Here is a 24,706-nt window from a genome sequence, read left to right on the forward strand (position 1 = left end):
GACTGCCTTACTTGCGGAGAAGGAACGCAGGAACGTGGTCACCGAGGCCGACAATCTTTTCGTTGCTGCCCGACTCCTCGTCCCGGTCCCGCTGACGGCCTCGCCCGCGAGATTCCTTCGCCGGGAACTCGGTCACGTTGCCTGGACCTGGGGTCCGCTCTCCCGGATAGGCGCGTTCCCGGTCGCGACCACCGCGGGCGCGCGGCTTTTTCCGGCCGTTGGTGCTCCGGCCGCTGCGCTTTTCGTCAGCGTTTGCGGCGCTTTCTGCCTCTGCGCTGTCTGACGCAGGTGCTTCGGCGGTTGCCGCTTCTGCAACGGAAGGCTCAGTGTGGGCACCTTCCGTGCTGGCGCTTTTGGCACGAGAACTTTTGGCGCTGCTGGTTTCCGTCTTTGCGCTTTCGGCGCTCGGTAGATCAGCCGCCGGTTTTCCGGCAATCTTGAAGACCGTGATATCCTTGCCGATCAGCTTGATGATGGCCTGGAGATATTTCTCGTCTTCCGGCGTGGTCAATGTAAAGGCACGGCCTTCTTTTCCGGCACGTCCGGTCCGGCCGATGCGATGAATATAGTCTTCCGCATTGGTCGGTACATCGTAATTGAACACGTGGCTGAGGCCGGCGATATCCAGACCGCGCGCGGCGACGTCACTGGCGCAGAGCAGGTCCGCATCGCCGTCCTTGAAGCGCTGCAGAGTCTTTGTCCGGTCCGGCTGGGACATGTCGCCATGCAACTCGACGGCATTGTAGCCGGATTTCTTCAGGGACCGATGCACGACACCGACATCGCGCTTCCGGTTGCAGAAGATGATCGCGTTCGCCGGCTTCTCGGCTTCAATCAGATTGCGCAGAGCGTCGCGCTTGTCTTTCGCATTCACATGGATGCGCCACTGGCTGACGGTATCGGCAGCAGAGGAGGAGGAGGCGACTGTAATCTCGCGCGGATTGATCAGGAAGGCATCCGCCAGCTTGCGGATTTCCTTGGACAGGGTTGCGGAGAAGAACAGGGTCTGCCTGATCCGCGGCAGAAGTCCGACGATCTTTTCGACATCGGGGATGAAGCCCATATCGAGCATGCGGTCGGCTTCGTCGATCACCAGTACCTTGACGTCGGTCATCAGGATCCGGCCGCGCCCGAAATGGTCGAGCAGGCGGCCCGGTGTCGCGATCAGCACGTCAACGCCTCGGTCGAGCTTCCGTTCCTGCTCGGCAAAGGCAACGCCGCCGATGAGAAGAGCCATGTTGAGCTGGTTGTATTTGCCGTACTTGACGAAATTGTCGGCGACCTGCGCCGCAAGTTCCCGCGTCGGACAGAGGATCAGGGAGCGCGGCATGCGCGCCTTGGCCCGTCCGGCCGCCAGGATGTCGATCATCGGCAGTGTGAAGGACGCGGTTTTGCCGGTCCCGGTTTGTGCACAGCCGAGAATGTCTCGTCCCATCAGTACGTGGGGGATCGCCTGCTCCTGGATAGGAGTGGGTATTGTGTAACCAGCATCGGTTACCGCAGAAACGACTGCGTCGCTAAGTCCAAGGTCTGAAAACGTCAAGGTACCGCCTATTTTATCGCGTTGGCTGAGGAGTTACAGGTTGTCTGTAAAATGCTCGGCGCGAAGATGAAGCGGATTTTATGTCTAGCGTGGCCGCTGTCAACAAAGAGATCGCCAAATTCGCGCGCACCAGCCATGTTTTGGTGGTGTGTGTAGTATCCGTACCATACTTTTGTAATAATTATGAAACGATATCAGCGGTCGGTTTTTCTGGAAATGCGTTTCCCGGCCGGCATCAGATGTCGATATCCGTGACGAATTTCGCATTGTCCTGGATGAACTGGAAGCGAAGTTCCGGCTTCCGTCCCATCAACGTTTCAACGGTTTGTTCGAGGACCCGGCGCGCTTCCGCGTCCGCGCTTTCCGGATCAAGTCCCTTCAGAGACGGCGGCACGGAAACCCGCAGCAGGATCCGTTTTGCCGGGTCCATGGTGGTGTCCTTGAGTTGCTTTGGCGGCATTTCACCGAGACCCTTGAAGCGCGAGACCTCGATTTTTGCCCGTCCGGTCAGTTCGGTCCGGATCAGTTCCTCGCGATGGGCGTCATCCCGGGCATAAACCGATTTTGTGCCCTGGGTCAGCCGGTAAAGCGGCGGCAGGGCGAGATAGAGATGGCCCCGCTCGACCAGCTTGGGCATTTCGCGGAAGAAATAGGTCATCAGCAGCGCCGCGATATGGGCGCCGTCGACATCGGCATCGGTCATGATGATGACCTTGCCGTAGCGTAACTGGTCTTCATCGTAGCGATCCCCGGTGCCGCAGCCGAGGGCGAGGGAGATATCCGACAGTTCCTGGTTGCCGCGGAGCTTTTCGTTCGAGGCGCTGGCTACGTTCAGGATCTTGCCGCGGAGCGGCAGGATCGCCTGGGTGGCGCGATCGCGGGCCTGCTTGGCAGAGCCGCCGGCGCTGTCGCCCTCGACCAGGAAAATTTCCGTGCTTTCCTGTTCCGACTTGCTGCAGTCGGCGAGTTTGCCCGGCAGGCGGAGCTTCCGCGTCGCGGTCTTGCGGGAGACTTCTTTCTGCTGGCGGCGGCGCTGACGGTCCTCGGCCCGCTCGGTGATCCGTTCGAGAAGCTGGTTCGATGTTTCCGGACTGGCCGAAAGCCAGTGGTCGAAATGGTCCTTGACCGCCTGCTCGACCAGCTTGGTGGCGTGGGCGCTGACCAGACGTTCCTTTGTTTGTCCCTGGAACTGCGGGTCCCTGACGAAGACAGACAACATGATGCAGGCGCCGCCCATGACATCCTCGGCGGTGATCTGCGCAGCCTTCTTCTGGCCGCCGACCATTTCGGCATAGGCGCGGATACCGCGCAGCAGCGCGTTCCTCAGGCCAGCCTCGTGCGTGCCGCCGCTGGGTGTCGGAATGGTGTTGCAATAGGCGTTCATGAAGCCGTCGTCGCGGTCGTCGGGCCAGGTAACCGCCCATTCGACGCGCTCGCGCGTCGCGCTTTCCTCCTTGTCACCGGCAAAGGCCTCGCCGATCAGCATGCGGTCGCCGAGCGTGCTGTTCAGGAAGTCTGCCAGGCCACCCGGATAGTGCAGGGTGGCTGCGGCCGGTGTCTCGTCCCCGTCGCCGATCAGGACTGTGTCGCAGGACCAGCGGATCTCGACGCCCTTGAAAAGATAGGCCTTGGACCGGGCCAGCCTGTACAGATGAGCCGGGCGGAACCGGGCCTTGCCGAAAATTTCCTCGTCCGGGTGAAAGCGCACCGTGGTGCCGCGCCGGTTCTGTACCGGCCCCCTGGTTTCCAGCGGGCCTTGCGTGATGCCGCGGCTGAAGCGCTGGGCGTAAAGCTGCTTGTCCCGCGCGACCTCGACTTCCATCACGTCGGAAAGCGCGTTCACCACCGAGATGCCGACGCCGTGCAGGCCGCCCGATGTGCTGTAGACCTTGTCGGAAAACTTGCCGCCCGCATGCAGCGTCGAGAGGATGACTTCCAGGGCGGACTTGTCCTTGAACTTGGGATGCGGATCGACCGGGATACCGCGCCCATTGTCCCGCACGGTCACGGTCATGTCGGCGCTGAGGTCGATCTCGATCCGGCTGGCGAATCCCGCGACTGCCTCATCCATGGAATTGTCCAGGACTTCGGCCACGAGATGATGCATCGCCCGCTCGTCCGTCCCGCCGATATACATGCCAGGGCGCCGGCGCACAGGCTCCAGGCCTTCAAGGACCTCGATGTCCTTGGCCGAATAGTCGTCATCGCTGCGGGCGGCGTTGCTTTGGAACAGGTCCGACATGGATGGGGTGCGTCCTCAGAGGCCAGAAAAACGGTTTATCCTGTAGTCAGTCAGGTCGATACTACAAGATATAGGCGTTGGTCGCCAAGCAATCAGGAGTGGTTACGATGCAGGATGCTCGTCAGCCGGTCGGGACGCTGCAAGTGCGGACGATCGCGATGCCGGCGGATACGAACCCGAGCGGCGATATTTTCGGCGGTTGGGTCCTCAGTCAAATGGATATTGCCGGTGGCACGGCCGCAGCGCAACGAGCAAAAAGCCGGGTGGCAACGGTTGGTGTCGAAGCCATGTCGTTCCATAAACCGGTCCGTGTCGGCGACGTCCTCAGCTGCTATGCCAGCCTGGAAAGGCAGGGCACCACGTCCCTGACCTTCCGTATCGAGGCCTGGGTCATACGCGCCGGGACCTACCAGGGTGATGAAGTTCTCGTGACAGAAGGGCATTTCACGTTCGTTGCACTTGACGTGAACGGCAGAAAGCGAAAGCTGGAAAGTCTGTGACACGGGTTGTCAAAAAATCATCGAGGGCGTACTGTGTGCGCATATTGGCGTGTTGATTGACCGTATTCCACTTTTGCGCATGGGGCTTTGGCTGATTGTCGCAGGTCTCGCCGTTTGCCCGATCGACGGTGCGTCCGCCGGACAGGCTGATGTTGAAAAGGTGGAGATCGAACGGGCGGCTGACGGCTCCTACAGCTTTCATGTGACTGTGCGGCACGCCGATACAGGGTGGGATCACTATGCGAATGCCTGGTCGGTCTTGGCACCCGATGGATCGCTGCTTGCGACACGCGTGCTGTATCACCCGCATGTCAACGAGCAACCATTCACCCGGTCGCTTTCCGGCGTCGCGATTCCGGATGGCATCAGCAAGGTAATCGTGAAGGCGCGCGACAGCCGGCATGGCGAGGGAGGGCGCAGCCTCGAAGTCGAATTGCCGTGAGTGTGATCGAGACGGAACCATTCGGGGCGGGAGCCGCGGCAACCAGACGGAGAGAGCATGTTTACCATCGCGGTGGCGAACACCAAAGGCGGCGCCGGCAAGACGACGCTGGCCACTACCTTGGCGGCGCACTATGCGGGACGCGGGCTGCAAACCGCACTGGGCGATCTGGATGTGCAGCAAAGCGCGCTCGGCTGGCTGCGCAGGCGCCCGTCGGATGTTCCGAAGATCAGCGGTGTCGACCTTGAGGAAGATGGTGCGAAGCCGCGCAAGAAAACCGATATTCTTGTCGTGGACTGTGTCGCGGCCATGAGCCGCGACGTGGTGAAGGACATCGTGAAGCGGGCCGACGTCATCGTCATTCCGGTTCTTCCTTCGGCTTTTGACGAGGACGGAACGCGGCATTTCATTGACCAGCTTTCGGATCTGAAGCCGATCCGAAAGAACAAGCGGGCGGTCGCTTTTGTTGGCAACCGGGTGCGGCTGCGCACCAGGGCGGCTGAGCGATTGGAGCTGTATCTAAAGGAGCTCGGGTTTCCCAAGGTAGCAACACTGCGTGACACGCAGCTGTTCGCCCAGGCGGCACAGGAAGGCCTGGCCATCATGGAACTCCAGAGCCGTCGTACGTTTGATCATGTGATGGATTTCCAGCCGCTCATCGATTTTATCGAGGAATCACGTTTGTCCTCCTAAAATGTAAATTTTAATTCAGTTGTACATTTTTATTCAGTGTGGGCTGTAACAATGTCGGTTGCGGCTGCTCCATCCGCTGCCGATGATCCGCCGGTCGAAAATCTGACGGGACTCAAAAAATGCCAGCGGGATCTGCGTTAAAGACCGCATTGCTTGTGGTCGTGGCCTGTGCCTTTTTCGCCGGGGCGAATGCGTGCGCCAAAGGCGTGCAGATCCTCGATGCCGGACCTCATCTTCATCCTCTGCAGATTACCTTCGCGCGCTTCGGATTCGGGTTTCTGACCCTGCTGCCGTTCATCCTGCGCCGCGGCCGCAACGTCTTTCGCACTCAGGTTCCGGCCAAGCACGGCCTGCGGATTGTCCTGGGGGCCGCGGGCGTCACGGCGTCCTTCGCCGCCGTCGGGATGATGCCCCTGGCAGATGCCCTGGCGATCGCCTGGACCAGCCCGATCTTCGCCATGCTGTTTGCCATTCTTTTCCTGCATGAACGGCTGGTGCCTCTCCGCTGGTTCGGGGCAGCGCTCGGGCTCGCCGGCGTGGTGATCATGAACCACCCCGGGGCAGGCGTGCTTCAGGCAGGGGCGCTGATAGCGCTCCTGTCAGCAGTTCTGGTTGGGGCCGAGGTGGTGACGATCCGGCTTCTCGCGCAGTCTGACAAGCCGCTCACCATTCTGGCGATCAACAACCTGTCCGGCGCCGTGCTTTCGGGACTTGCCGCCATTCCGGTGTTCCAGATGCCTGATCCGGCGCAGTTGCCCTATCTGGTCGGGGTCGGGTCAATCATGGTGTGTGGGCAGTTGCTGTTCATTCGTGCGGCCGCGATCGGCGAGGCGAGTTTCATCGCGCCGTTCTATTACAGCACCCTGATCTATGCCGGAATCTTCGGCCTGCTGTTCTTCGGCGAGGTCCCGGGACTGCATCTGTTTGCCGGGGGCGGTCTCATCGTGGCCAGCGGGCTGCTCATCGCGCTGATCCGTCCACGCCCCGTGGTCTGATCTGTCTGCCACAAAAAAAGGGCCGCGCGAAGCGGCCGGAGTTTTGGGAGGAAGCCTGCCGCCGGATAGTGCGCACCGGCGACAGGACTTGAAATCGTCAAACACGAAGCGGCCGGGAGACCCGGCCACCCGTTGCCTTAGACGGAGTAGTACATCTCGAATTCAACCGGATGCGGGGTCTGTTCGAAGCGAATGACCTCATCCATCTTCAGCTCGATATAGGCATCGATCTGGTCGTTGGTGAAGACATCGCCCTGGGTCAGGAACGAACGGTCTGCATCGAGGGATTCGAGGGCTTCGCGCAGGCTGCCGCAGACGGTCGGGATATCGGCCAGTTCTTCCGGCGGCAGGTCGTACAGATCCTTGTCCATCGGGTCGCCCGGATGGATCTTGTTCTGGATACCGTCGAGGCCGGCCATCAGCATGGCGGAGAAGGTCAGGTACGGGTTGCCGGCCGGATCCGGGAACCGGACCTCGACGCGCTTGCCCTTCGGGCTGTTCACGAACGGGATACGGCAGGAAGCGGAACGGTTGCGCGCGGAATATGCGAGCAGGACCGGTGCTTCGAAGCCAGGGACCAGGCGCTTGTAGCTGTTGGTCGTCGGGTTCGAGAAGGCATTGATGGCTTTCGCGTGCTTGATGATGCCGCCGATATAATAGAGGCACATCTCGGAGAGATCGGCATAGCCGTTACCCGCGAAGAGCGGCTTGCCGTCCTTCCAGATGGACTGGTGAACGTGCATGCCCGAGCCGTTGTCGCCGGCGATCGGCTTCGGCATGAAGGTCGCGGTCTTGCCATAGGCATGCGCGACGTTATGCACGACGTACTTGTACATCTGCAGGGCATCGGCGGTCTCGATCAGCGTGCCGAATTTCATGCCGAGTTCGTGCTGGGCCGGAGCGACTTCGTGATGGTGCTTCTCGATTTCCACACCCATTTCGCCCATGACCGCCAGCATCTCGCTGCGCAGGTCCTGCTCGCTGTCCACCGGCGGCACCGGGAAGTAGCCGCCCTTGACGCCCGGACGGTGACCCATGTTGCCTTCATCGTAGGCGCGGGCCGAGTTGTGTGGGCTTTCCGGGTGATCGACTTCGTAATAGCCGATGTTGGAGCCGGTCTTGATCTTCACGTCCTCGAACACGAAGAACTCTGCTTCCGGGCCGAAGAAAGCGGTATCGCCGATACCGAGGCTGTTCAGGTGGTTCAGCGCAGCTTTCGCCGTGGAACGCGGATCCCGCTCGTAGGGCTGGCCGGTAATTGGATCTATGACGTCGCACAGGATCATCAGGGTCGGCTGTGCGAAAAACGGATCGACGCGCGCCGTGGACAGATCCAGCTTGAGGCTCATGTCGGATTCGTTGATGGCTTTCCAGCCGGCAATGGAGGAACCGTCGAACATGAAGCCTTCAACGAGGCTTTCTTCGTCGATCGTCTCGATGGCCTGCGTCACGTGCTGCATCTTGCCGCGCGGATCCGTGAAACGGAGATCAACGAACTTGCAATCATGTTCCTTGATCATGCTCAAGACGGTGTTCACATCAGACATAGTCTTCCTTCCTGACTTGATGGGTCGATGCCTCTCCGGGCGTTCGGAGCAACCGTTGGCGGCTTGTCCGAAAGCCTTTCTGGCCGGGCGTCCCTGGTTTGACGGTGTTCCGGACATTGTGCCGGCACCGCCGATTGATTCTGTCCGACCGGGTCGGGTCGGACGGGTTTCGTTTCTCCCGGCGGGAGAAACGGGTTCATAGGTTGCTAGAGGGCATCCCCGCCGGATTCACCGGTTCGGATGCGGATCACGTCATCGATATTGGAGACGAAGATCTTCCCGTCTCCGATACGCCCCGTGCGGGCGGCGGACTGTATGGCGTCCACGGCCCGTTCGACCAGCGAGTCCTCCATAACGACCTCGATTTTCACCTTGGGGAGAAAATCGACGACGTACTCGGCCCCGCGATAGAGCTCGGTATGCCCTTTCTGGCGACCGAACCCCTTGGCTTCGGTCACGGTGATCCCCTGGATCCCGACCTCGTGTAACGCTTCCTTTACCTCGTCCAGCTTGAAGGGCTTGATTATGGCTTCGATTTTTTTCATTGCGCCTGTGCTCTTCTTGTTGATGTCCCTGATTGCGGGTCATGCCCACTAAGAGCATTCCGCATGCCAACTTCGAAATAAATCGTAACTCTTTGAAAAAAAACAATAGAGAGGGGCGGTATCGGGACGTGGGGGCCTCTTTTCTGCTCCAATTTAACGCATCTGATTAAAAAACAGGCAGCAAAAAACAGGCAGTCGATCGCCCCTCCCGGATCAGGCGAGGCAGTTTCGAATGCGGGCGATGGCCTCGATGATGTTTTCAGTCGAATTGGCATATGAAAAGCGCAGGTAGCCTTCACCAAATCCACCGAAGCTGGTACCGGCGATTACCGCCACACCGGCTTCCTCCAGAAGCTTCTCCTGCAGCGCCTGGGCCTTCATGCCCGTGCCTTCGATATTGGGGAACGTGTAGAAGGCGCCGCCCGGCTCGATGCAGCGGAAGCCGGGGACGTCATTCAGTTCCTTGACGATGACCTTGCGGCGCGCGTCGAACGCCGTGAGCATTTCCGACACGGCGTCCTGGGGCCCGGTAAGGGCCTCAAGTCCGGCGAACTGGGCCGCCGCGTTGACGCAGGAATGGATGTTCACGCAGAGCTTCTCGGCGTGCGGGAAGACATCTTTTGGCCAGACGCTGAAACCGAGGCGCCAGCCGGTCATCGCATAGGTCTTGGACCAGCCGTCGAGCAGGATCAGGCGATCCGCGATTTCGGGATATTGCAGCAGGCTGACATGCTCGCGGCCGTCATAAAGCATCTCGCTGTAGATCTCGTCGCTCATGATGGCGACATCCGGCCAGGCCTGAAGTCCGGCCACCAATTTGTCGAACTCGGCCCGGGGCACGACTCCGCCGGTCGGGTTGGCCGGGCTGTTGACGATGATCAGCCGGGTCCGCTCGGTGATGCCTGCCAGCACCTCTTCGGCTGAAAAGGCAAAGCCATTCTCCTCGCGCAACTGGATTGAAACAGCTTTCGCGCCGGAAAACTCGATAGCGGACTGATAGATCGGAAAGCCGGGATCCGGGAACATGATCTCCGCGCCCGGTTCGCCGAAAATCATCATGGCGAGGAACATGGTCACCTTGCCGCCCGGAACAACCAGAACCCGGCCCGGATCGACGGCAACCCCGTGCCGTTTCTCAAGATTGGCGGCGACGGCCTCGCGCAGGGCCGGAATACCGTTTGCCGGGGTGTAGCCGTGATGCCCGTCATGCAGCGCCTTGACCGCCGCCTCGACGATGTTGTCCGGGGTCCGGAAGTCGGGCTGACCGATGCCGAGATTGATGATGCTGCGGCCTTCGGCGGCCAGCTTGTTGGCCCGCGCCAGAACGGAGAAAGCCGTTTCCGTGCCGAGATGGTTCAGTCGTTCCGCGAGCCTGGTCATCACCCTGTTCCTTCCGATTTTATCGGGAATTTATTAATTTCCGTGCCGTCCTTATAGCGGTGCTAAATGGGACGCTCAATTGGCAGTTTCGCCGCGCGCAAAGTGTGCTGCGCTGCAGCACTGTCGCGGGAGCCTTGCATTGGCCGCAACCTTAGGCTAAGCGCGATGCCACTCTTTTCCCGGAATCCCTCGGAGCCGCGCCGATGAAGCCTGCAAACAGCCTCTTGTCCTCGTTCGGAACAACCGTGTTCGAGGTCATGTCGCGTCTGGCGATCGAGCACGGCTCCATCAATCTGGGCCAGGGGTTCCCCGACGACAGCGGCCCCGACGCGGTTCTGCAACAGGCCTCGAACTTCCTGTTCGACCGGCCGAACCAGTATCCGCCGATGCTCGGTGTGCCGGAACTGCGGCAGGCGGTCGCCACCCATAACAAGCGGTTCTACGATCTGGATGTGGACTGGCAATCCGAGGTGATGGTCACGACCGGGGCGACGGAAGGTCTGGCCGCATGCTTCTTCGGCCTGATCGAGCCGGGCGACGAAGTGGTGCTGATCGAGCCCACATATGACTGCTATCAGCCGATCATCAGGCGGGCAGGGGGAATCCCGAAGATCGTGACCCTGCGCCCGCCGGAATGGAAGCTCGACATCGCCGCCCTGAGGGCGGCCTTCAGCGAGAAAACCAAGCTGCTGGTGCTGAACTCGCCGATGAACCCGGCATCGAAGGTCTTCACCGAGGCGGAGTTGAAAGCGATCGCCGAACTTGTGATCGAGTTCGATTGCTACGCGGTATGCGATGAGGTTTACGAGCACATGGCCTTCGACGGCCGGCGGCACCACCCGCTGATGACCCTGGCGGGCATGCGCGAGCGGTCGGTCCGGATCGGTTCTGCCGGCAAGACCTTTTCGGTGACCGGCTGGAAGGTCGGGTATGTCACCGCGCCGGCGGACTTGCTGCAGCCGATTTCAAAGGCGCACCAGTTCCTGGTGTTCACAACGGCGCCGAACCTGCAGCGCGCGGTTGCCTTCGGACTGGGCCAGGAGGACAGTTATTTCACCGGACTCCGGGATACGATGCAGGCCAAGCGTGATCGCCTGGCGGACGGGCTGAGCCGTATCAAAGGGGTCGAGTGCGTTGAGTGTGAAGGCACATATTTCCAGTTTGTCGATATCTCAGGGCTGGGATTTGACGGCGATGACGCCGCCTTCTGCCGCCATATCACGACCGAAGCAGGAGTAACTGCCCTGCCGGTCAGCGGCTTTTATTCCGGCGCGGCGTCCAAGAACTTCATTCGTTTTTGCTTTGCCAAGCAAGATGCCGTTCTGGACGAAGCCGTCGCCCGTCTGGCTGCCCATTTCGGCGGCTGAAAAGAACCGGCATTGCGGCACGGTAAACCGGTTGACGGGCCTGCAATGTTACAGTAGGTAAACGGCCCTCGCGAATGTGCGAGCGGACTTGTGGCGGGTGTAGCTCAGCTGGTTAGAGCGCCAGATTGTGGATCTGGAGGTCGTGGGTTCAAGACCCATCACTCGCCCCACTCCCCCTCTTCCTGATTCCGTCGACCAACTGACCGGGCACCGGCAATGCCGAGCGCCAGCCAGCCGAGCATGAAGCTCATGCCGCCATAGGGGGCGAGCAGGGTCGGCGTCGCCCCGGCGGTGAACGCGCTGGCATAGAGCGACCCCGAGAACAGCATTATCCCGGTCAGAAACAGAATAGCGCTTGCCGTCGCCAGCCTTGCGTGTCGGCGTCCGCTGATGACGAGCGCTGCGGCAATACCGGCGAGATGCACCAGGTGATAAAGCAGGGCACTGGCGAATCGTTCATGCGCGACCGCGTCGAATCCGGCGGCATGCGCGCCGTAGGCGCCGATGCCGACGGCAACGAGACCGGCCAGGCCAAGAGCGATCCAGAGACCACGGTTCAGGAGGATCATCGCGCGTTTCCGGACGTGTTTCGGCGTGCAGGTTTCTGGCGGTACTGATTTATCGCATTTCACGACCGGCACTCTCGCCCTATCCTCCGCCCGACTCAAGGTCGGGAGGCGCATGTGGACGATCTGACGCTGCTGAGCGTCGCGGAAATGGCGGAAGCGGACCGGATCACCATCCGGAACGGTGTGCCCGGCATTGCGCTGATGGAGAATGCCGGTCTGGCCATTGCCGACGCGATCGCCGCCCGATTTGCGCCGCGCCGGACACTGGTCGCCTGCGGGCCGGGTAACAATGGCGGCGACGGATTCGTGGTCGCCCGCGTGTTGAGGGACAGGGGCTGGGACATCTCGCTGGCGCTGCTGGGCGCAAGCGACCGTCTGAGCGATGACGCAGCGCTGGCTTTCGCCAATTGGAACGGGCCGGTCGAATCGCTGCAGCCTGATCTGCTGGAGGGCGCGGCATTGCTGGTCGATGCGCTGTTCGGAGCCGGACTGACCCGAAATATCGAGGGCGATGCCCTTGATTTCCTTTCGCACGCAGAGGCCGCAGTGAAGACAGGGCGACTGGCGTCGGTCGCAGTCGACATGCCGAGCGGTGTGGACGGCAATAGTGGTGCCGTCCGGGGCATTGCCGCTCCTGCCGCATTGACCGTGACCTTCTTCCGCAAGAAGCCGGGACATCTGCTGTATCCCGGGCGCGCACTGGCGGGTGAGCTTGTCGTTTCCGATATCGGCATTCACGCTGACGTTCTTGCCGAGATCGAGCCAAAAACCTTCGAGAACGCACCGGACCTCTGGTCGGCAAGTCTGGCGCGTCCCGGTGCCGACAGTCACAAATACACGCGCGGCCATGCCGTGATCAGCGGCGGCCCCATGACGGGGGCCGGTCGTCTGGCGGCGAGGGCCGCACGCCGGGCGGGGGCAGGGTTGCTGACCGTTGCCGCGCCGGAATCCCTGTGCCCGTTATTTGCGGCCGACGCGCCGGGCATCATCACAACCCCCGCTGATTCGCCGGACCTGTTCGCGGCACTTCTTGAAGATTCGCGAAAGAATGCGGTTCTCGTTGGACCGGGACACGGCATCTCGGACCGCACGCGATGGATTGCGGAAATGGTTCTGCGGTCGGGAAAAGCCGTCGTTCTGGATGCTGACGCCCTGACTGTCTTCGCAGGGGAGGCAGAAACGCTTTCCCGAGTGATCGAAGGGCCGGTCGTTATGACCCCGCATCAGGGAGAGTTTGCCAGACTGTTTCCCGGTTTCTCCGGCAGTAAGCTGGAGCGGGCCCGCGCCGCCGCCAGCCTTGTCGGGGCTGTGGTCGTTCTGAAGGGGCCGGATACGGTGATTGCCGGACCGGATGGCCGGGCGGCAATCAATGCGAACGCACCGCCGTGGCTTGCGACCGGCGGAACCGGGGACGTCCTGGCCGGCACCATTCTCGGCTTTCTGGCACAGGGGATTCCGGCATTCGAAGCCGCCGCCGCCGCGGTCTGGATGAATGGCGCTGCGGCCGCGCGCTTCGGGCCGGGCCTGATAGCCGAGGACCTGCCAGAGATTTTTCCGAAGATTTTCGTCGACGATCTTGGATGGTCGGCGATATCCAGAAATTCTTCATCAAGAGAGCGTTGAAGGCAACGCGTAGCTGGGCCATCTTTAAATCATGCCAAACGATCAACCGACCAGTCTTATCGACCGAACCCTCAGCAACCTGCGCCAGGCATGGTCGGGGCTTTCGGATTCCACGCGCCATATGTTCTCCGACCTGCCGCGTCCCGATCTTCCGGATGAGGATCTGGAGCGCGTCCGTCAGCAGATGGAAAATTGCCTGACGGTGCGGGCGGACGAGGTTTCTGCCCGCGCCCGTGCTGCGGATCTCGGACGGATGTATCTGGAGCTTGAGCCGGCCGGGCAGCTGCGCTTTCTCAAGCTGCTGGCCGAAAATTACGGAATTGACCGCGAGGCCGTCGATGCGGCTGTCGACGGGCTCAGGGCCGCGAAAAGCGATGAGGCGCGGGCGAAGGCGGAAGCCACCCTGCGGCGCGCGCTCGAGCCGCGCTGGCGCCGGCTCCTGAAGCGTTTCACGACGCTGCCGGAAGGGGTGAAGTTCCTCGTCGACATGCGGGTCGTGATGCTGGAATACGCCCGTGCCGAGCCGGCGATAAAGGCGCTTTCCGACGATCTGCGCGAGATGTTGAGTGCCTGGTTCGATGTCGGGCTGCTGGAGTTGACCCAGATCACCTGGGAGAGTTCTGCGTCAATCCTCGAGAAGCTGATCGCTTACGAGGCGGTGCATGAAATCCGCTCCTGGGATGACCTGAAGAACCGGCTTGATTCCGATCGCCGCTGCTTTGCCTATTTTCACCCGGCCATGCCGCAGGAGCCGCTTATTTTCGTCGAAGTTGCGCTGGTGCCCGAGATGGCGGCCAATGTGCACGACATTCTTGATGCCGACGCGCCCATGGGGGATGTCGCGGCGGCGACCACGGCGATCTTCTATTCGATCTCCAATGCGCAAAAGGGGCTGGTCGGTATCAGTTTCGGCAACTTCCTGATCAAGCGAGTCGTCGATCTGCTGAAGCACGACGTGCCTAACCTGAAGAAATTCGCCACCCTGTCGCCAATCCCCGGTTTCGGAAAATGGTCGGCGAAGATCCTGGACGAAGATGCGTTCGAGCTGACCAACACGGAGCGCAAGGCCCTGTCGCCGCTTGTCGATGGCGAGAGTGATGGCGAACGGCTGAAGTCCGCGCTGGGGCGCCCGGGCTGGTTCAGGGACGAGCAGCTTGCAGCGGCCTTGAAAGGCCCTGTGAGCCGGCTGGCGGCGCAATATGTCCACGGGGAGCGCCGTCCGGACGGCAAGGCCAGGGACCCGGTCGCGCATTTCCACCTGTCCAACGGCGCCCGCATGGAGCGGCTCAACTGGCTCGGGGACACATCCGAGAAAGGCCTGGCCCAGGCGCACGGGATGATGATCAATTATCTTTACCGTGTGAGCGACATCGAGAGTAATAGCGGTGCCTATTCCTCCTCCGGGAAAATAGCGGTCTCTTCCTCTGTGAAACCGCTGCTTCGCGACTGACGCCATAACTGTTGACGCGCCGGGCCGGTTCGGATAGCCATGCCGGTCCTATATGACATGGCGCCTCCATGGACGCCAAGAGGCTCGCGGGTGTGGTGGAATTGGTAGACACGCCAGATTTAGGTTCTGGTGGCGAAAGCCGTGGGGGTTCAAGTCCCTTCACCCGCACCATCGGATTAGGCCATGGCGCGAGTATCGTGGGCGTACGCAGACGAAGCAGATTGAGCGAAAACCAATGCAGGTTACCGAAACTTCCTCCGAAGGCCTGAAGCGCGAATTCCAGGTCCTGATTCCCGCCGATACCATTAACGGCGAGGTCGATGCGCGTCTGACGCAGCTAGCCCCGACCATCAACATGCCCGGTTTCCGACCGGGCAAGGTTCCGGTCGCGCTCCTGAAGAAGCGCTACGGCCCGTCGGTCATGGGCGAAGTGCTGGAGAAAACCGTAAACGAGACGTCCCAGAAGACGCTCGAGGAACGGGAACTGCGCGCCGCGACGCAGCCGCAGATCGAAATCACCAAATTCGAAGAAGGCGGTGATCTCGAATTCAGCATGGTGGTCGACATCATGCCGGAAATCACCCCGATCGATTTCTCGACTCTCGAGATCGAGCGCCTGACCGCAGAGCCGGGCGAAGCAGATCTGGACGAGGCGATTGGCAAGCTGGCCTCCCAGCACAAGAGCTCCGAGCCGATCAAGGGCAAGCGGAAGTCCAAGTCCGGTGACATCGTCGTCATCAACTTCAAGGGCATGGTGGATGGTGAGGCATTCGACGGCGGCAGCGCTGAAGGTCACCAGCTCGAGCTCGGTTCCGGCACCTTCATCCCGGGCTTCGAGGAGCAGTTGGTCGGCGTGAATGCCGGCGACAAGGTCGACGTCAAGGTCACCTTTCCGGAAGATTACGGTCAGGCCAGCCTTGCCGGTAAGGAAGCGATCTTCGAAACCGAAGTCACGGAAATCCGCGAGACGTCCGATCCGAAGATCGATGACGAGTTCGCCAAGCTGTTCGGCATGGACGATCTCGACAGCCTGAAGGAAGCCATCAAGGGCCAGCTGGCCCAGGAATATGTTGGTGCCGCCCGGAACAAGCTGAAGCGGACGCTGCTCGACACGCTTGAGAAGAAGCATTCCTTCGAAGTGCCGGATGGCATGGTGCAGGCGGAATATGACGCGATCTGCCAGGCGGTAAATCCGCAGCAGCATGATCACGACCATGATCACGACCACGATCATGCGCACCAGCACGCCGCCGACGAGGCCCTCAGCGATGAGGACAAGGCCGAATATCGCGGCATCGCCGAGCGCCGGGTCCGCCTCGGCCTCCTGCTGCAGGAAGTCGGCCGCCTGAACAATATTTCGATCGGTGACGAGGAAGTCGCCCGGGCGATCTATCAGGAAGCCACGAAGTATCCGGGCCAGGAACAGCAGGTCGTGCAGTTCTACCAGCAGAACGCCCAGGCCCAGGCCAACATCCGGGCACCGCTGCTTGAGGACAAGATTGTCGATTTCATTGTCGAGATGGCCAAGGTCACCGAGAAGACAGTGACCGCGGAAGAGCTCTTCAAGGACGACGACGAAGAGGCTGCCGAGGAAAAACCGGCGAAGAAGGCCGCAGCCAAGAAGCCGGCCGCGAAAAAGAAGGCGCCGGCGAAAAAGCCTGCTGCAAAAAGCAAAAAAACAGACGACGCTGCGGAAGGCTAGCCGTATGGGGATGCAATCCCCATATGCTGGTTTCCAACCGATTGCGACGTAACCCGATGAAGGCCGACACAATGCATGATCCCGCAGAGATCTATATGAACTCCTTGGTCCCCATGGTGGTCGAACAGACCAACCGTGGTGAGCGGGCCTACGATATCTATTCCCGCTTGCTGAAAGAGCGGATCATCTTTGTTGTCGGCCCGATCAATGATGCCATTTCCAGTGTCGTATGCGCTCAGCTTCTTTTCCTTGAAGCCGAGAATCCGACGAAGGACATCGCCATGTACATCAATTCGCCGGGAGGGGTCGTGACCTCGGGCCTGGCGATGTATGACACGATGGAATATATCCGCCCCGACGTCTCGACCGTCTGCATGGGGCAGGCCGCGTCCATGGGCTCCCTGCTGTTGACCGCGGGAGCCAAGGGCAAGCGCTACAGTCTGCCGCAGGCAAAGATCATGATCCACCAACCGTCCGGCGGATTCCAGGGGCAGGCGAGCGATATCGAGATTCACGCCCGGGAAATCCTGAAGACGCGTGCGCGTCTGAACGAGATTTATGTGAAACATACCGGCCGTTCGATCGAAGAGGTTGAAGCCGGCATGGAACGCGATAATTTCATGGTTCCCGAGGAAGCAAAAGCGTTCGGCCTGATCGATGAAGTCGTTGATAAGCGGCCGCTCGACGAGAAAAAAGACGGCGCTAAAAGCTGATCCGATCCGAGGTAAATGGCCCCGCCGGTGACGGCTGACGGGGCCACTAAGCGGCCAGTTCGCACCAAGCCATATTTCCGTTGCCTGACATCGCGTGATTTTTTGACGTTGTGCGGCTTCGGCGCCTTTGGCTAACATGACCAATCAGCCGTCCCGTAACGAATGTGGATAAGATGAGCAAATCCGGCGGAAGCACGAACGGTGGTGATTCGAAGAACACCTTGTACTGCTCGTTCTGCGGCAAGAGTCAGCACGAGGTCCGCAAACTGATCGCGGGCCCCACGGTCTTTATTTGCGACGAATGCGTCGAGCTCTGCATGGACATCATCCGTGAAGAGCACAAGACCACGCTGGTGAAGTCGCGCGACGGGGTTCCGACTCCGCGCGATATCATGGAGGTGCTGGACGATTATGTGATCGGCCAGCCCTATGCGAAACGGATCCTGTCCGTCGCGGTGCACAATCACTACAAGCGCCTCTCGCATTCCAGCAAGAACAACGATGTCGAGCTGGCGAAGTCCAACATCCTGCTGGTCGGTCCGACCGGTTGCGGCAAGACGTTGCTGGCCCAGACACTGGCCCGGATCATCGATGTCCCGTTCACCATGGCGGACGCCACGACCCTGACCGAAGCCGGCTATGTCGGCGAGGATGTCGAGAACATCATCCTGAAGCTGCTGCAGGCGGCCGACTACAATGTCGAGCGGGCCCAGCGCGGCATCGTCTATATCGACGAGGTCGACAAGATCAGCCGCAAGTCGGACAACCCGTCGATCACCCGCGATGTGTCGGGCGAGGGCGTGCAGCAGGCCTTGCTGAAGATCATGGAAGGCACTGTCGCATCGGTTCCGCCGCAGGGCGGCCGGAAGCATCCGCAGCAGGAGTTCCTGCAGGTCGACACGACAAACATCCTGTTCATCTGTGGTGGTGCCTTTGCCGGGCTCGAGAAGATCATCTCGAACCGCTCGCAGGGCTCCTCCATTGGCTTCGGTGCTGATGTACAGTCACCGGACGATCGCCGGACCGGTGAGGTTCTGCGCGAGGTCGAGCCCGAGGATCTGCTGAAATTCGGCCTGATTCCCGAGTTCGTCGGCCGGCTGCCGGTTGTCGCGACGCTTGAGGATCTCGACAACGACGCCCTGGTCGACATCCTGACCAAGCCGAAGAACGCGCTGGTCAAGCAGTACCAGCGGCTGTTCGAGATGGAGAACGTCAATCTGGAATTCCGCGAGGAGGCCCTGCAGTCGATCGCGCAGAAGGCCATTGAGCGCAAGACCGGGGCACGTGGCCTGCGTTCCATCATGGAAGGCATCCTGCTGGATTCGATGTTCGATCTGCCCGGCATGGATGATGTCGAAGAGATCATTATCAATGGCGAGGTGGTCGATAGCGGCGCCGCGCCGATCATGGTCCATTCGGACAAGCGCGAGGATGTCGGCACCAGTGCCTGAACCACTCCCGACTTGAACGGTGTCGGGGGCGGGGCCATCTGAATAGAGGTTTGCCGGGCACTTTCCCCATCCGGGCAACCGTTTTTGCACAGGGGAGAGAATTGAAAGACTGATGCAAGAGACAGGCACCTCGAGTTTCCCCGTCCTTCCGCTGCGTGACATCGTTGTCTTTCCGCATATGATCGTCCCGCTTTTCGTCGGCCGCGACAAATCGGTGCGCGCCCTCGAAGACGTGATGAAGGACGACAAGCAGATCCTTCTGGTGACTCAGAAGAATGCAGCGGACGACGATCCGTCTCCGGATGACATCTATACCGTCGGCACGGTCGGAACCGTGCTGCAGCTCCTGAAACTCCCGGACGGAACCGTGAAGGTTCTGGTCGAGGGAGTTCAGCGCGCGCGCATTACAGCGTTCAAGGAAAATGAAGATTTCTTCGAAGCTTTCGCCGAACCGATGGTCGACGAAGAGAGCGAAGAGCCGGAGCAGGAGGCGCTTGCCCGCGCCGTGGTCTCCCAGTTCGAGCAATATATCAAGCTGAACAAGAAGATCCCGCCGGAGGTTCTGGTTTCGGTCAATCAGATCGAAGACCCGGCCAAGCTGACGGACACCATTGCCTCTCACCTGGCGCTGAAGATCGCCGAGAAGCAGGAATTGCTCGAAAGCGAGACGGTCAACGAGCGGCTCGAGCGGGTCTATGGCTTCATGGAAGGCGAGATCGGCGTTCTTCAGGTCGAGAAGCGCATCCGCAACCGCGTCAAGCGGCAGATGGAGAAGACCCAGCGCGAGTATTATCTGAATGAGCAGATGAAGGCCATTCAGAAGGAACTTGGCGAAACCGACGACAGCCGCGATGAACTGGTCGAGCTTGAAGAGCGCATTCGCAAGACCAAGCTCAGCAAGGAAGCACGCGAGAAGGCCGATGCGGAGCTGAAGAAGCTGCGCAACATGAGCCAGATGTCCGCCGAAGCGACCGTGGTGCGCAATTATCTTGACTGGATGCTTTCCATTCCGTGGAAGAAGCGCTCGCGGGTCAAGAAAGACATCAAGCTGGCCCAGTCGGTTCTTGATCGGGACCATTACGGACTCGAGAAGGTCAAGGAACGGATCCTGGAATATCTCGCCGTGCAACTGCGTACCGGCAAGGTGAAGGGTCCGATTCTGTGTCTCGTGGGCCCTCCCGGTGTCGGCAAGACCTCGCTTGGCAAGTCCATGGCGGAAGCGACCGGTCGCAACTTTGTCCGCATGTCGCTTGGCGGCGTCCGTGACGAGGCGGAGATCCGCGGGCACCGCAGGACCTATATCGGCTCATTGCCGGGCAAGGTCATTCAGGGGATGAAGAAGGCAAAGACTTCCAATCCGCTGTTCCTGCTCGATGAGATCGACAAGCTTGGCAACGACTATCGGGGCGACCCGTCCTCTGCCTTGCTGGAGGTACTCGACCCTGAGCAGAACACGTCCTTCCAGGACCATTATCTGGAAGTCGACTACGACTTGTCCGACGTGATGTTCGTAACCACGGCCAACACACTTCGGATGCCGCAGCCGCTTCTCGACCGGATGGAGATCATCCGGATCTCCGGCTATACCGAAGATGAGAAGCTGGAGATCTGCAAGCGCCACCTGATCAACAAGCAGGTCGAGCAGCATGGTCTCAAGAAAGGCGAATGGTCGATCACCGACGACGGTCTCCGTGACCTGATCCGCTATTACACGCGGGAAGCCGGTGTGCGGAACCTTGAGCGCGAGCTGGCCAATCTTGCGCGCAAGTCGGTCAAGGAAATCCTCATGGACGGGGTCAAGCTCGTCGAGGTGACACCGGAGAATCTGGAAAAATACGCCGGCGTGCGGAAGTACCGGTATGGCGAGGCCGAGGAAATCGACATGGTGGGCGTGACCACCGGTCTGGCCTGGACCGAAGTTGGTGGCGAATTGCTGTCCATCGAATCGGTGACTGTGCCCGGAAAGGGGAAGGTGATTTCGACCGGCAAGCTCGGCGATGTCATGCGCGAATCGATCCAGGCGGCCGAAAGCTTCGTGAAATCCCGCTCCTTCATGTTCGGCATTCCTCTGAAAAGCATCGAAAACCGGGATATCCACGTGCATGTACCGGAAGGCGCGACGCCGAAGGACGGCCCCTCGGCCGGCGTTGGCATGGTGACGTCGATCGTATCTGTACTGACCGGTATCCCGGTCCGACGTGACGTTGCGATGACCGGTGAGGTCACATTGCGCGGGCGGGTGCTGCCGATCGGCGGCTTGAAAGAGAAGCTCCTTGCGGCCTTGCGCGGCGGCTTGAAGGTTGTCCTGATCCCGAAGGACAACGAGAAGGACCTCGTTGAAATTCCGGACAACGTCAAGCAGGGGCTGGAAATCATCCCGGTCTCGTCTGTCGATGAGGTGCTCGCGGCCGCGCTGACGAAGCCTCTGGTGCCGATTGAGCCGGAGGAGACCGTCATCGAGCCGGTGGCTGCACCGGACGGGAAGAACGAGAAAATACTGACAACACATTAGGTTGAATGGCCAAGATACCGACCGGTCACCACTAAAACAGAAAAACCCCGGCTCAAGAGCCGGGGTTTTTTGCGCTAATCAGTAAAATTTTCTGGTAAATTGTCGGTAAATTATTGAATGAATGTGAAAAGATCCCCGTAATTCTGCGGAAACCCGCCGGTTGTGAGATTGACGCCTGCGTTTCCTGCGATCTAGAGTAGAAAACCAATTGGGTCGGTAATCCGGCCAATTCCTGGGTGATTCTATCTCTTGATAGGGGGGGCTATAACGTGAATAAGAATGAGCTCGTAGCGGCTGTTGCCGGTTCTGCTGACATGACGAAAGCTGATGCGGCGTCCGCTGTCGATGCTGTCCTCGAATCCGTTACCACGGCGCTGAAATCCGGTGACGAGGTTCGGCTGGTTGGATTCGGTACTTTCAGTGTGGCATCGCGTGCCGCGAGTGAGGGCCGCAATCCTCGGACCGGAGAGAAAATTAAAATTGCTGCTTCGAAGCAGCCGAAATTCAAGGCAGGCAAGGGGCTGAAAGACGCCCTGAACTGACGCTATAGATTTCTTGTCTTTTCGCGTGACGCCGTCCCTGATAGAAGGGGCGGCGTTTCGTCTGAAAGGGATATCCCTTTCAGACGGGAAGGGCGCTTAGCTCAGCTGGCAGAGCATCTCGTTTACACCGAGAGGGTCGGCGGTTCGATCCCGTCAGCGCCCACCATTCCCGATCCGGTACGCTATATGTGCCGCCCCTGCATGATGGCATACCGGTACATGGCCTGCACATCGGCCCTGGTTTTCGGACTCACCCGATTTTCTGCAATCTCCTTGGCGTAGTCACGGATATCCCGCTTGGTCTCGATAGAGACTCGGGGACTCGCCATCAGCGCGTCGTACATCTGCTTCGGTGATGCCTGTGTGGGGTCCAGGGGCTCGCTGCTCGTCTGCTGCGCAGGGAGATCGTCTTCCTGTGTGCTGCGCACCTTGAGGAACTTCCTGGGCAGCAGCAGGTCGGTCCAGGAGAGCCCGTACTGGTTCAGGGTGTTGCTGATCGCATCGACCGCGTTCAGCACCTCTCCATCGCTCTTGCTCGAGAGCATGGCGATGAGCTTTGTGAGTCGGCTGTAATCGCGTTCTGTCATCATCGGGCGGATGTCCCACTCAGGTCCATAGTACTTCCCATGCTATAGCTTAAGCATTGAGAATGGTCCGGGAGAATACAGAATTTTCTCCGGAAAACCGGACTATTTCCCCCCTTTGCCGATATCGCTGAAAAAAAAGAGTCACTAATCTGATCCATCGCGCTTGACACTCCATAGGCCCCAAAGTACATAAGCGCCTCCTCGTCGGGGGCGGTGCCAAGCACGGTCTTGCGACCCGAGAAACGGGGGTGTAGCTCAGTTGGTTAGAGCGCCGGCCTGTCACGCCGGAGGCCGCGGGTTCGAGTCCCGTCACTCCCGCCATTTAAATAATTAGATCAAATCCCGAAGCGCGCGCGGCCCTGTCTCCGACAGAGGCCGAAAAACGCGTTCCAAGCTTCGGAATTTAAAGAATTCTTTCCGCCTTTCTATAACGACACGGGCTTTTCTTGGAGGCCCGATGGAACTATAGTGCGCCTGGTAACAAGGCGTGGGGGCAACCTCTATCTGAACCCCGAAGCGCCGGGCATGAGAGAGAGCTGACGATATGAGCGATATCCTGCGGGAATATTTGCCTATTCTGATTTTCCTCGTCGTCGCGATCGGGCTGTGCCTGGCGATGGTGATCGGATCTCTGTTGGTTGTGCATCAGCGGCCTGATTCGGAGAAGGTTTCGGCCTATGAGTGCGGCTTCGAAGCATTCAACGATTCCCGCGGCCAGTTCGATGTGCGATTCTATCTCGTTGCCATCCTCTTCATCATCTTCGACCTTGAAGTGGCCTTTCTGTTCCCCTGGGCGATCTCGCTCGGCGGTATCGGGCTGTTCGGCTTCTGGTCGATGATCGTCTTCCTCGGCGTATTGACGATCGGGTTCGTTTACGAATGGCGCAAAGGTGCGCTGGAATGGGAGTGAGACCGGTTATGCAGGCTTCTCAGGATCATCACCCGATTCCGCCGGGGGCCAATCAGGACGCGATCCTGAAGGCTGTCGGCGAAGAGCTGAACGAGAAGGGCTTTGTCGTCGCCCAGGCGGACAAGCTTTTCAACTGGGCCCAGAGCGGTTCGCTCTGGCCGATGACCTTCGGTCTGGCCTGCTGCGCCGTCGAGATGATGCATTCGGCCGCAAGCCGCTATGATCTCGACAGGTTCGGCATGGTGTTCCGGCCGAGCCCGCGGCAGTCCGATGTGATGATCGTCGCCGGGACGCTGACCAACAAGATGGCGCCGGCCCTGCGCAAGGTTTACGACCAGATGGCGGAGCCACGCTGGGTTCTCTCCATGGGCTCCTGTGCGAATGGCGGCGGCTACTATCACTATTCCTATTCCGTGGTCCGTGGTTGCGACCGGGTCGTTCCGGTTGACGTCTACGTGCCAGGCTGTCCGCCGACGGCGGAGGCGCTTCTCTACGGGCTTCTCCAGCTTCAGAAGAAGATCAAGCGCACATCGACGATTGCCCGTTAACACGGGTCCTGACCAACGCCAGGCAGAGGCAGGCGACAGCATGGCATCACCGACACAAATGCAGAGAGAGCTGGCGGACTATCTGTCAGTCCAGCTCGACACAGCGCTGGTTGAGGTCGGATTCATCCTCGACGAGCTCGTGCTCCGCACGCATCCGCAATATATCGTCAAGGTTCTGACCTTTCTGCGGGACGATTCGCAATGTCAGTTCCGCTGCCTCGTCGATCTCTGCGGCACCGATTATCCGGAACGCGATCAGAGGTTTGATGTCGTTTACAATCTTCTCAGCGTTCAGCAGAACAACCGGGTCCGGGTCAAGGTCGGGACCGATGAAGTGACGCCGGTCCCGTCAGTCGCCTCAGTATTCCCGTCCGCCGGCTGGTTCGAGCGCGAGACCTGGGACATGTACGGTGTGTTCTTCTCTGATCACCCGGACCTGCGCCGGCTGTTGACGGATTACGGTTTTGAAGGCCATCCGCTGCGCAAGGATTTCCCGCTCACCGGTCATGTCGAAGTGCGCTATGACGACGAGCAGAAGCGGGTGGTCTACGAGCCGGTGAAACTGGTCCAGGATTATCGCAGTTTCGATTTCCTCAGCCCGTGGGAAGGCGCCCGTTCGCTGCTCCCGGGTGACGAGAAAGCCGAAGAGCAGGGCGAAGAGGGAGCTTCCTGATGGCTGAAGCGCATATCAAGCCGCTTACGCTCAATTTCGGCCCGCAGCATCCGGCCGCGCATGGCGTGTTGCGCCTTGTGCTGGAAATGGATGGCGAGATCGTCGAGCGGGCAGATCCGCATATCGGCCTGCTGCATCGCGGCACCGAGAAGCTGATCGAGTACAAGACCTA

The 24,706-nt window shown here is 60.1% G+C and carries 22 protein-coding genes, 4 tRNA genes and 1 pseudogene; 20 read left to right on the top strand and 7 right to left on the bottom strand.

All coding sequences use genetic code 11. The features are described 5' to 3' along the window. Positions 1 to 7: 7 nt before the first annotated feature. Positions 8 to 1,543 (bottom strand): DEAD/DEAH box helicase, encoded by a 1,536-nt coding sequence (locus RH950_RS08095; RefSeq protein WP_350055489.1) that lies wholly within the window; start codon positions 1,541 to 1,543, stop codon positions 8 to 10. Positions 1,544 to 1,778: 235 nt separating this feature from the next. Next, on the bottom strand, positions 1,779 to 3,785 hold the full coding sequence (gene parE, locus RH950_RS08100) for a DNA topoisomerase IV subunit B (protein WP_350055491.1): 2,007 nt from the start codon (positions 3,783 to 3,785) through the stop codon (positions 1,779 to 1,781). Between the two features lie 107 nt (positions 3,786 to 3,892). On the opposite strand from parE, the gene RH950_RS08105 reads away from it, so the two are divergent. The 4 genes from RH950_RS08105 to RH950_RS08120 all read left to right on the top strand — a co-directional run bounded on the left by RH950_RS08105 (position 3,893) and on the right by RH950_RS08120 (position 6,415). Continuing rightward, positions 3,893 to 4,285 (top strand): acyl-CoA thioesterase, encoded by a 393-nt coding sequence (locus RH950_RS08105; RefSeq protein WP_350055493.1) that lies wholly within the window; start codon positions 3,893 to 3,895, stop codon positions 4,283 to 4,285. Positions 4,286 to 4,334: 49 nt separating this feature from the next. Then, a complete protein-coding gene (locus RH950_RS08110; protein ID WP_350055495.1) occupies positions 4,335 to 4,727 on the top strand; it encodes a hypothetical protein in 393 nt (130 codons plus the stop codon). Between the two features lie 57 nt (positions 4,728 to 4,784). Beyond that, positions 4,785 to 5,420, top strand: a complete 636-nt coding sequence (locus RH950_RS08115; protein WP_350055497.1) for a nucleotide-binding protein — start codon at positions 4,785 to 4,787, stop codon at positions 5,418 to 5,420. A gap of 119 nt (positions 5,421 to 5,539) precedes the next feature. After that, positions 5,540 to 6,415 carry a DMT family transporter gene (locus RH950_RS08120; RefSeq protein ID WP_350055499.1) on the top strand — a complete coding sequence of 292 codons (876 nt, stop codon included), beginning with the start codon at positions 5,540 to 5,542 and terminating at the stop codon, positions 6,413 to 6,415. 137 nt (positions 6,416 to 6,552) lie between these two features. Here the strand turns inward: RH950_RS08120 and glnA are convergent, their stop codons facing one another. From glnA to RH950_RS08135, 3 genes are all read right to left on the bottom strand, one after another. Continuing rightward, a complete protein-coding gene (gene glnA, locus RH950_RS08125) occupies positions 6,553 to 7,962 on the bottom strand; it encodes a type I glutamate--ammonia ligase (RefSeq protein ID WP_350055501.1) in 1,410 nt (469 codons plus the stop codon). A 206-nt stretch (positions 7,963 to 8,168) separates the two neighbouring features. Continuing rightward, on the bottom strand, positions 8,169 to 8,507 hold the full coding sequence (locus RH950_RS08130; RefSeq protein ID WP_350055503.1) for a P-II family nitrogen regulator: 339 nt from the start codon (positions 8,505 to 8,507) through the stop codon (positions 8,169 to 8,171). A 213-nt stretch (positions 8,508 to 8,720) separates the two neighbouring features. Continuing rightward, entirely contained in the window at positions 8,721 to 9,887 is a 1,167-nt protein-coding gene (locus tag RH950_RS08135; RefSeq protein ID WP_350055505.1) for a pyridoxal phosphate-dependent aminotransferase, read from the bottom strand. Positions 9,888 to 10,090: 203 nt separating this feature from the next. Here RH950_RS08135 and RH950_RS08140 point away from each other — a divergent pair, with 203 nt between their 5' ends. Next, the gene (locus tag RH950_RS08140; protein ID WP_350055507.1) at positions 10,091 to 11,254 is read left to right on the top strand and encodes an aminotransferase; all 1,164 of its coding nucleotides are present in this window, start codon (positions 10,091 to 10,093) and stop codon (positions 11,252 to 11,254) included. Between the two features lie 93 nt (positions 11,255 to 11,347). Next, positions 11,348 to 11,424, top strand: a tRNA-His gene (locus RH950_RS08145). On the opposite strand, the gene RH950_RS08150 is transcribed toward RH950_RS08145, so the two are convergent. Beyond that, a complete protein-coding gene (locus RH950_RS08150; protein ID WP_350055509.1) occupies positions 11,413 to 11,823 on the bottom strand; it encodes a DUF423 domain-containing protein in 411 nt (136 codons plus the stop codon). The genes RH950_RS08145 and RH950_RS08150 overlap by 12 nt on opposite strands. A 114-nt stretch (positions 11,824 to 11,937) precedes the next feature. On the opposite strand from RH950_RS08150, the gene RH950_RS08155 reads away from it, so the two are divergent. The 9 genes from RH950_RS08155 (at position 11,938) to RH950_RS08195 (ending at position 21,982) form a co-directional block, all read left to right on the top strand. Then, the gene (locus RH950_RS08155) at positions 11,938 to 13,446 is read left to right on the top strand and encodes an NAD(P)H-hydrate dehydratase (RefSeq protein WP_350055511.1); all 1,509 of its coding nucleotides are present in this window, start codon (positions 11,938 to 11,940) and stop codon (positions 13,444 to 13,446) included. Between the two features lie 31 nt (positions 13,447 to 13,477). Continuing rightward, a complete protein-coding gene (locus tag RH950_RS08160; RefSeq protein ID WP_350055513.1) occupies positions 13,478 to 14,896 on the top strand; it encodes a malonyl-CoA decarboxylase in 1,419 nt (472 codons plus the stop codon). An 86-nt stretch (positions 14,897 to 14,982) separates the two neighbouring features. Continuing rightward, a tRNA-Leu gene (locus tag RH950_RS08165) sits at positions 14,983 to 15,067 on the top strand. 64 nt (positions 15,068 to 15,131) lie between these two features. Further along, positions 15,132 to 16,598, top strand: a complete 1,467-nt coding sequence (gene tig, locus RH950_RS08170) for a trigger factor (protein ID WP_350055515.1) — start codon at positions 15,132 to 15,134, stop codon at positions 16,596 to 16,598. A gap of 71 nt (positions 16,599 to 16,669) precedes the next feature. Continuing rightward, the gene (gene clpP / locus RH950_RS08175) at positions 16,670 to 17,311 is read left to right on the top strand and encodes an ATP-dependent Clp endopeptidase proteolytic subunit ClpP (RefSeq protein WP_350055517.1); all 642 of its coding nucleotides are present in this window, start codon (positions 16,670 to 16,672) and stop codon (positions 17,309 to 17,311) included. A 173-nt stretch (positions 17,312 to 17,484) separates the two neighbouring features. Next, positions 17,485 to 18,762 carry an ATP-dependent Clp protease ATP-binding subunit ClpX gene (clpX, locus tag RH950_RS08180; protein WP_350055519.1) on the top strand — a complete coding sequence of 426 codons (1,278 nt, stop codon included), beginning with the start codon at positions 17,485 to 17,487 and terminating at the stop codon, positions 18,760 to 18,762. 112 nt (positions 18,763 to 18,874) lie between these two features. Further along, a complete protein-coding gene (lon, locus tag RH950_RS08185) occupies positions 18,875 to 21,274 on the top strand; it encodes an endopeptidase La (protein WP_350055521.1) in 2,400 nt (799 codons plus the stop codon). A 269-nt stretch (positions 21,275 to 21,543) separates the two neighbouring features. Next, positions 21,544 to 21,816, top strand: a complete 273-nt coding sequence (gene hbs / locus RH950_RS08190) for a non-specific DNA-binding protein Hbs (protein WP_350055523.1) — start codon at positions 21,544 to 21,546, stop codon at positions 21,814 to 21,816. A 90-nt stretch (positions 21,817 to 21,906) separates the two neighbouring features. Continuing rightward, positions 21,907 to 21,982, top strand: a tRNA-Val gene (locus RH950_RS08195). 16 nt (positions 21,983 to 21,998) lie between these two features. On the opposite strand, the gene RH950_RS08200 is transcribed toward RH950_RS08195, so the two are convergent. Further along, entirely contained in the window at positions 21,999 to 22,406 is a 408-nt protein-coding gene (locus RH950_RS08200) for a hypothetical protein (RefSeq protein WP_350055525.1), read from the bottom strand. A gap of 241 nt (positions 22,407 to 22,647) precedes the next feature. On the opposite strand from RH950_RS08200, the gene RH950_RS08205 reads away from it, so the two are divergent. The 5 genes and pseudogenes from RH950_RS08205 to RH950_RS08225 form a co-directional block, all read left to right on the top strand. Then, a tRNA-Asp gene (locus RH950_RS08205) sits at positions 22,648 to 22,724 on the top strand. 223 nt (positions 22,725 to 22,947) lie between these two features. Further along, entirely contained in the window at positions 22,948 to 23,313 is a 366-nt protein-coding gene (locus RH950_RS08210) for an NADH-quinone oxidoreductase subunit A (protein WP_350055527.1), read from the top strand. Further along, a complete protein-coding gene (locus RH950_RS08215; RefSeq protein WP_350055529.1) occupies positions 23,304 to 23,861 on the top strand; it encodes a NuoB/complex I 20 kDa subunit family protein in 558 nt (185 codons plus the stop codon). Before RH950_RS08210 ends, RH950_RS08215 begins: the two co-directional genes overlap by 10 nt. Positions 23,862 to 23,901: 40 nt before the next feature. Then, positions 23,902 to 24,534, top strand: coding sequence for an NADH-quinone oxidoreductase subunit C (locus RH950_RS08220; protein ID WP_350055531.1), 633 nt, complete (start codon positions 23,902 to 23,904; stop codon positions 24,532 to 24,534). Next, positions 24,534 to 24,706: pseudogene (locus tag RH950_RS08225) on the top strand (NADH-quinone oxidoreductase subunit D); the annotation flags it as partial. The gene RH950_RS08220 and the pseudogene RH950_RS08225, both read left to right, overlap by 1 nt.

It is taken from the genome of Nisaea sp., assembly GCF_040217065.1.
Classification (GTDB): domain Bacteria; phylum Pseudomonadota; class Alphaproteobacteria; order Thalassobaculales; family Thalassobaculaceae; genus Nisaea.

Coding starts and splice junctions, on each gene's coding strand:
- parE (WP_350055491.1), bottom strand. CDS start 3,785: ATGTCGGACCTGTTCCAAAGCAACGCCGCCCGCAGCGATGACGACTAT.
- RH950_RS08105 (WP_350055493.1), top strand. CDS start 3,893: ATGCAGGATGCTCGTCAGCCGGTCGGGACGCTGCAAGTGCGGACGATC.
- RH950_RS08115 (WP_350055497.1), top strand. CDS start 4,785: ATGTTTACCATCGCGGTGGCGAACACCAAAGGCGGCGCCGGCAAGACG.
- RH950_RS08120 (WP_350055499.1), top strand. CDS start 5,540: ATGCCAGCGGGATCTGCGTTAAAGACCGCATTGCTTGTGGTCGTGGCC.
- glnA (WP_350055501.1), bottom strand. CDS start 7,962: ATGTCTGATGTGAACACCGTCTTGAGCATGATCAAGGAACATGATTGC.
- RH950_RS08130 (WP_350055503.1), bottom strand. CDS start 8,507: ATGAAAAAAATCGAAGCCATAATCAAGCCCTTCAAGCTGGACGAGGTA.
- RH950_RS08135 (WP_350055505.1), bottom strand. CDS start 9,887: ATGACCAGGCTCGCGGAACGACTGAACCATCTCGGCACGGAAACGGCT.
- RH950_RS08140 (WP_350055507.1), top strand. CDS start 10,091: ATGAAGCCTGCAAACAGCCTCTTGTCCTCGTTCGGAACAACCGTGTTC.
- RH950_RS08150 (WP_350055509.1), bottom strand. CDS start 11,823: ATGATCCTCCTGAACCGTGGTCTCTGGATCGCTCTTGGCCTGGCCGGT.
- RH950_RS08160 (WP_350055513.1), top strand. CDS start 13,478: ATGCCAAACGATCAACCGACCAGTCTTATCGACCGAACCCTCAGCAAC.
- tig (WP_350055515.1), top strand. CDS start 15,132: ATGCAGGTTACCGAAACTTCCTCCGAAGGCCTGAAGCGCGAATTCCAG.
- clpP (WP_350055517.1), top strand. CDS start 16,670: ATGCATGATCCCGCAGAGATCTATATGAACTCCTTGGTCCCCATGGTG.
- clpX (WP_350055519.1), top strand. CDS start 17,485: ATGAGCAAATCCGGCGGAAGCACGAACGGTGGTGATTCGAAGAACACC.
- lon (WP_350055521.1), top strand. CDS start 18,875: ATGCAAGAGACAGGCACCTCGAGTTTCCCCGTCCTTCCGCTGCGTGAC.
- RH950_RS08200 (WP_350055525.1), bottom strand. CDS start 22,406: ATGATGACAGAACGCGATTACAGCCGACTCACAAAGCTCATCGCCATG.
- RH950_RS08210 (WP_350055527.1), top strand. CDS start 22,948: ATGAGCGATATCCTGCGGGAATATTTGCCTATTCTGATTTTCCTCGTC.
- RH950_RS08215 (WP_350055529.1), top strand. CDS start 23,304: ATGGGAGTGAGACCGGTTATGCAGGCTTCTCAGGATCATCACCCGATT.
- RH950_RS08220 (WP_350055531.1), top strand. CDS start 23,902: ATGGCATCACCGACACAAATGCAGAGAGAGCTGGCGGACTATCTGTCA.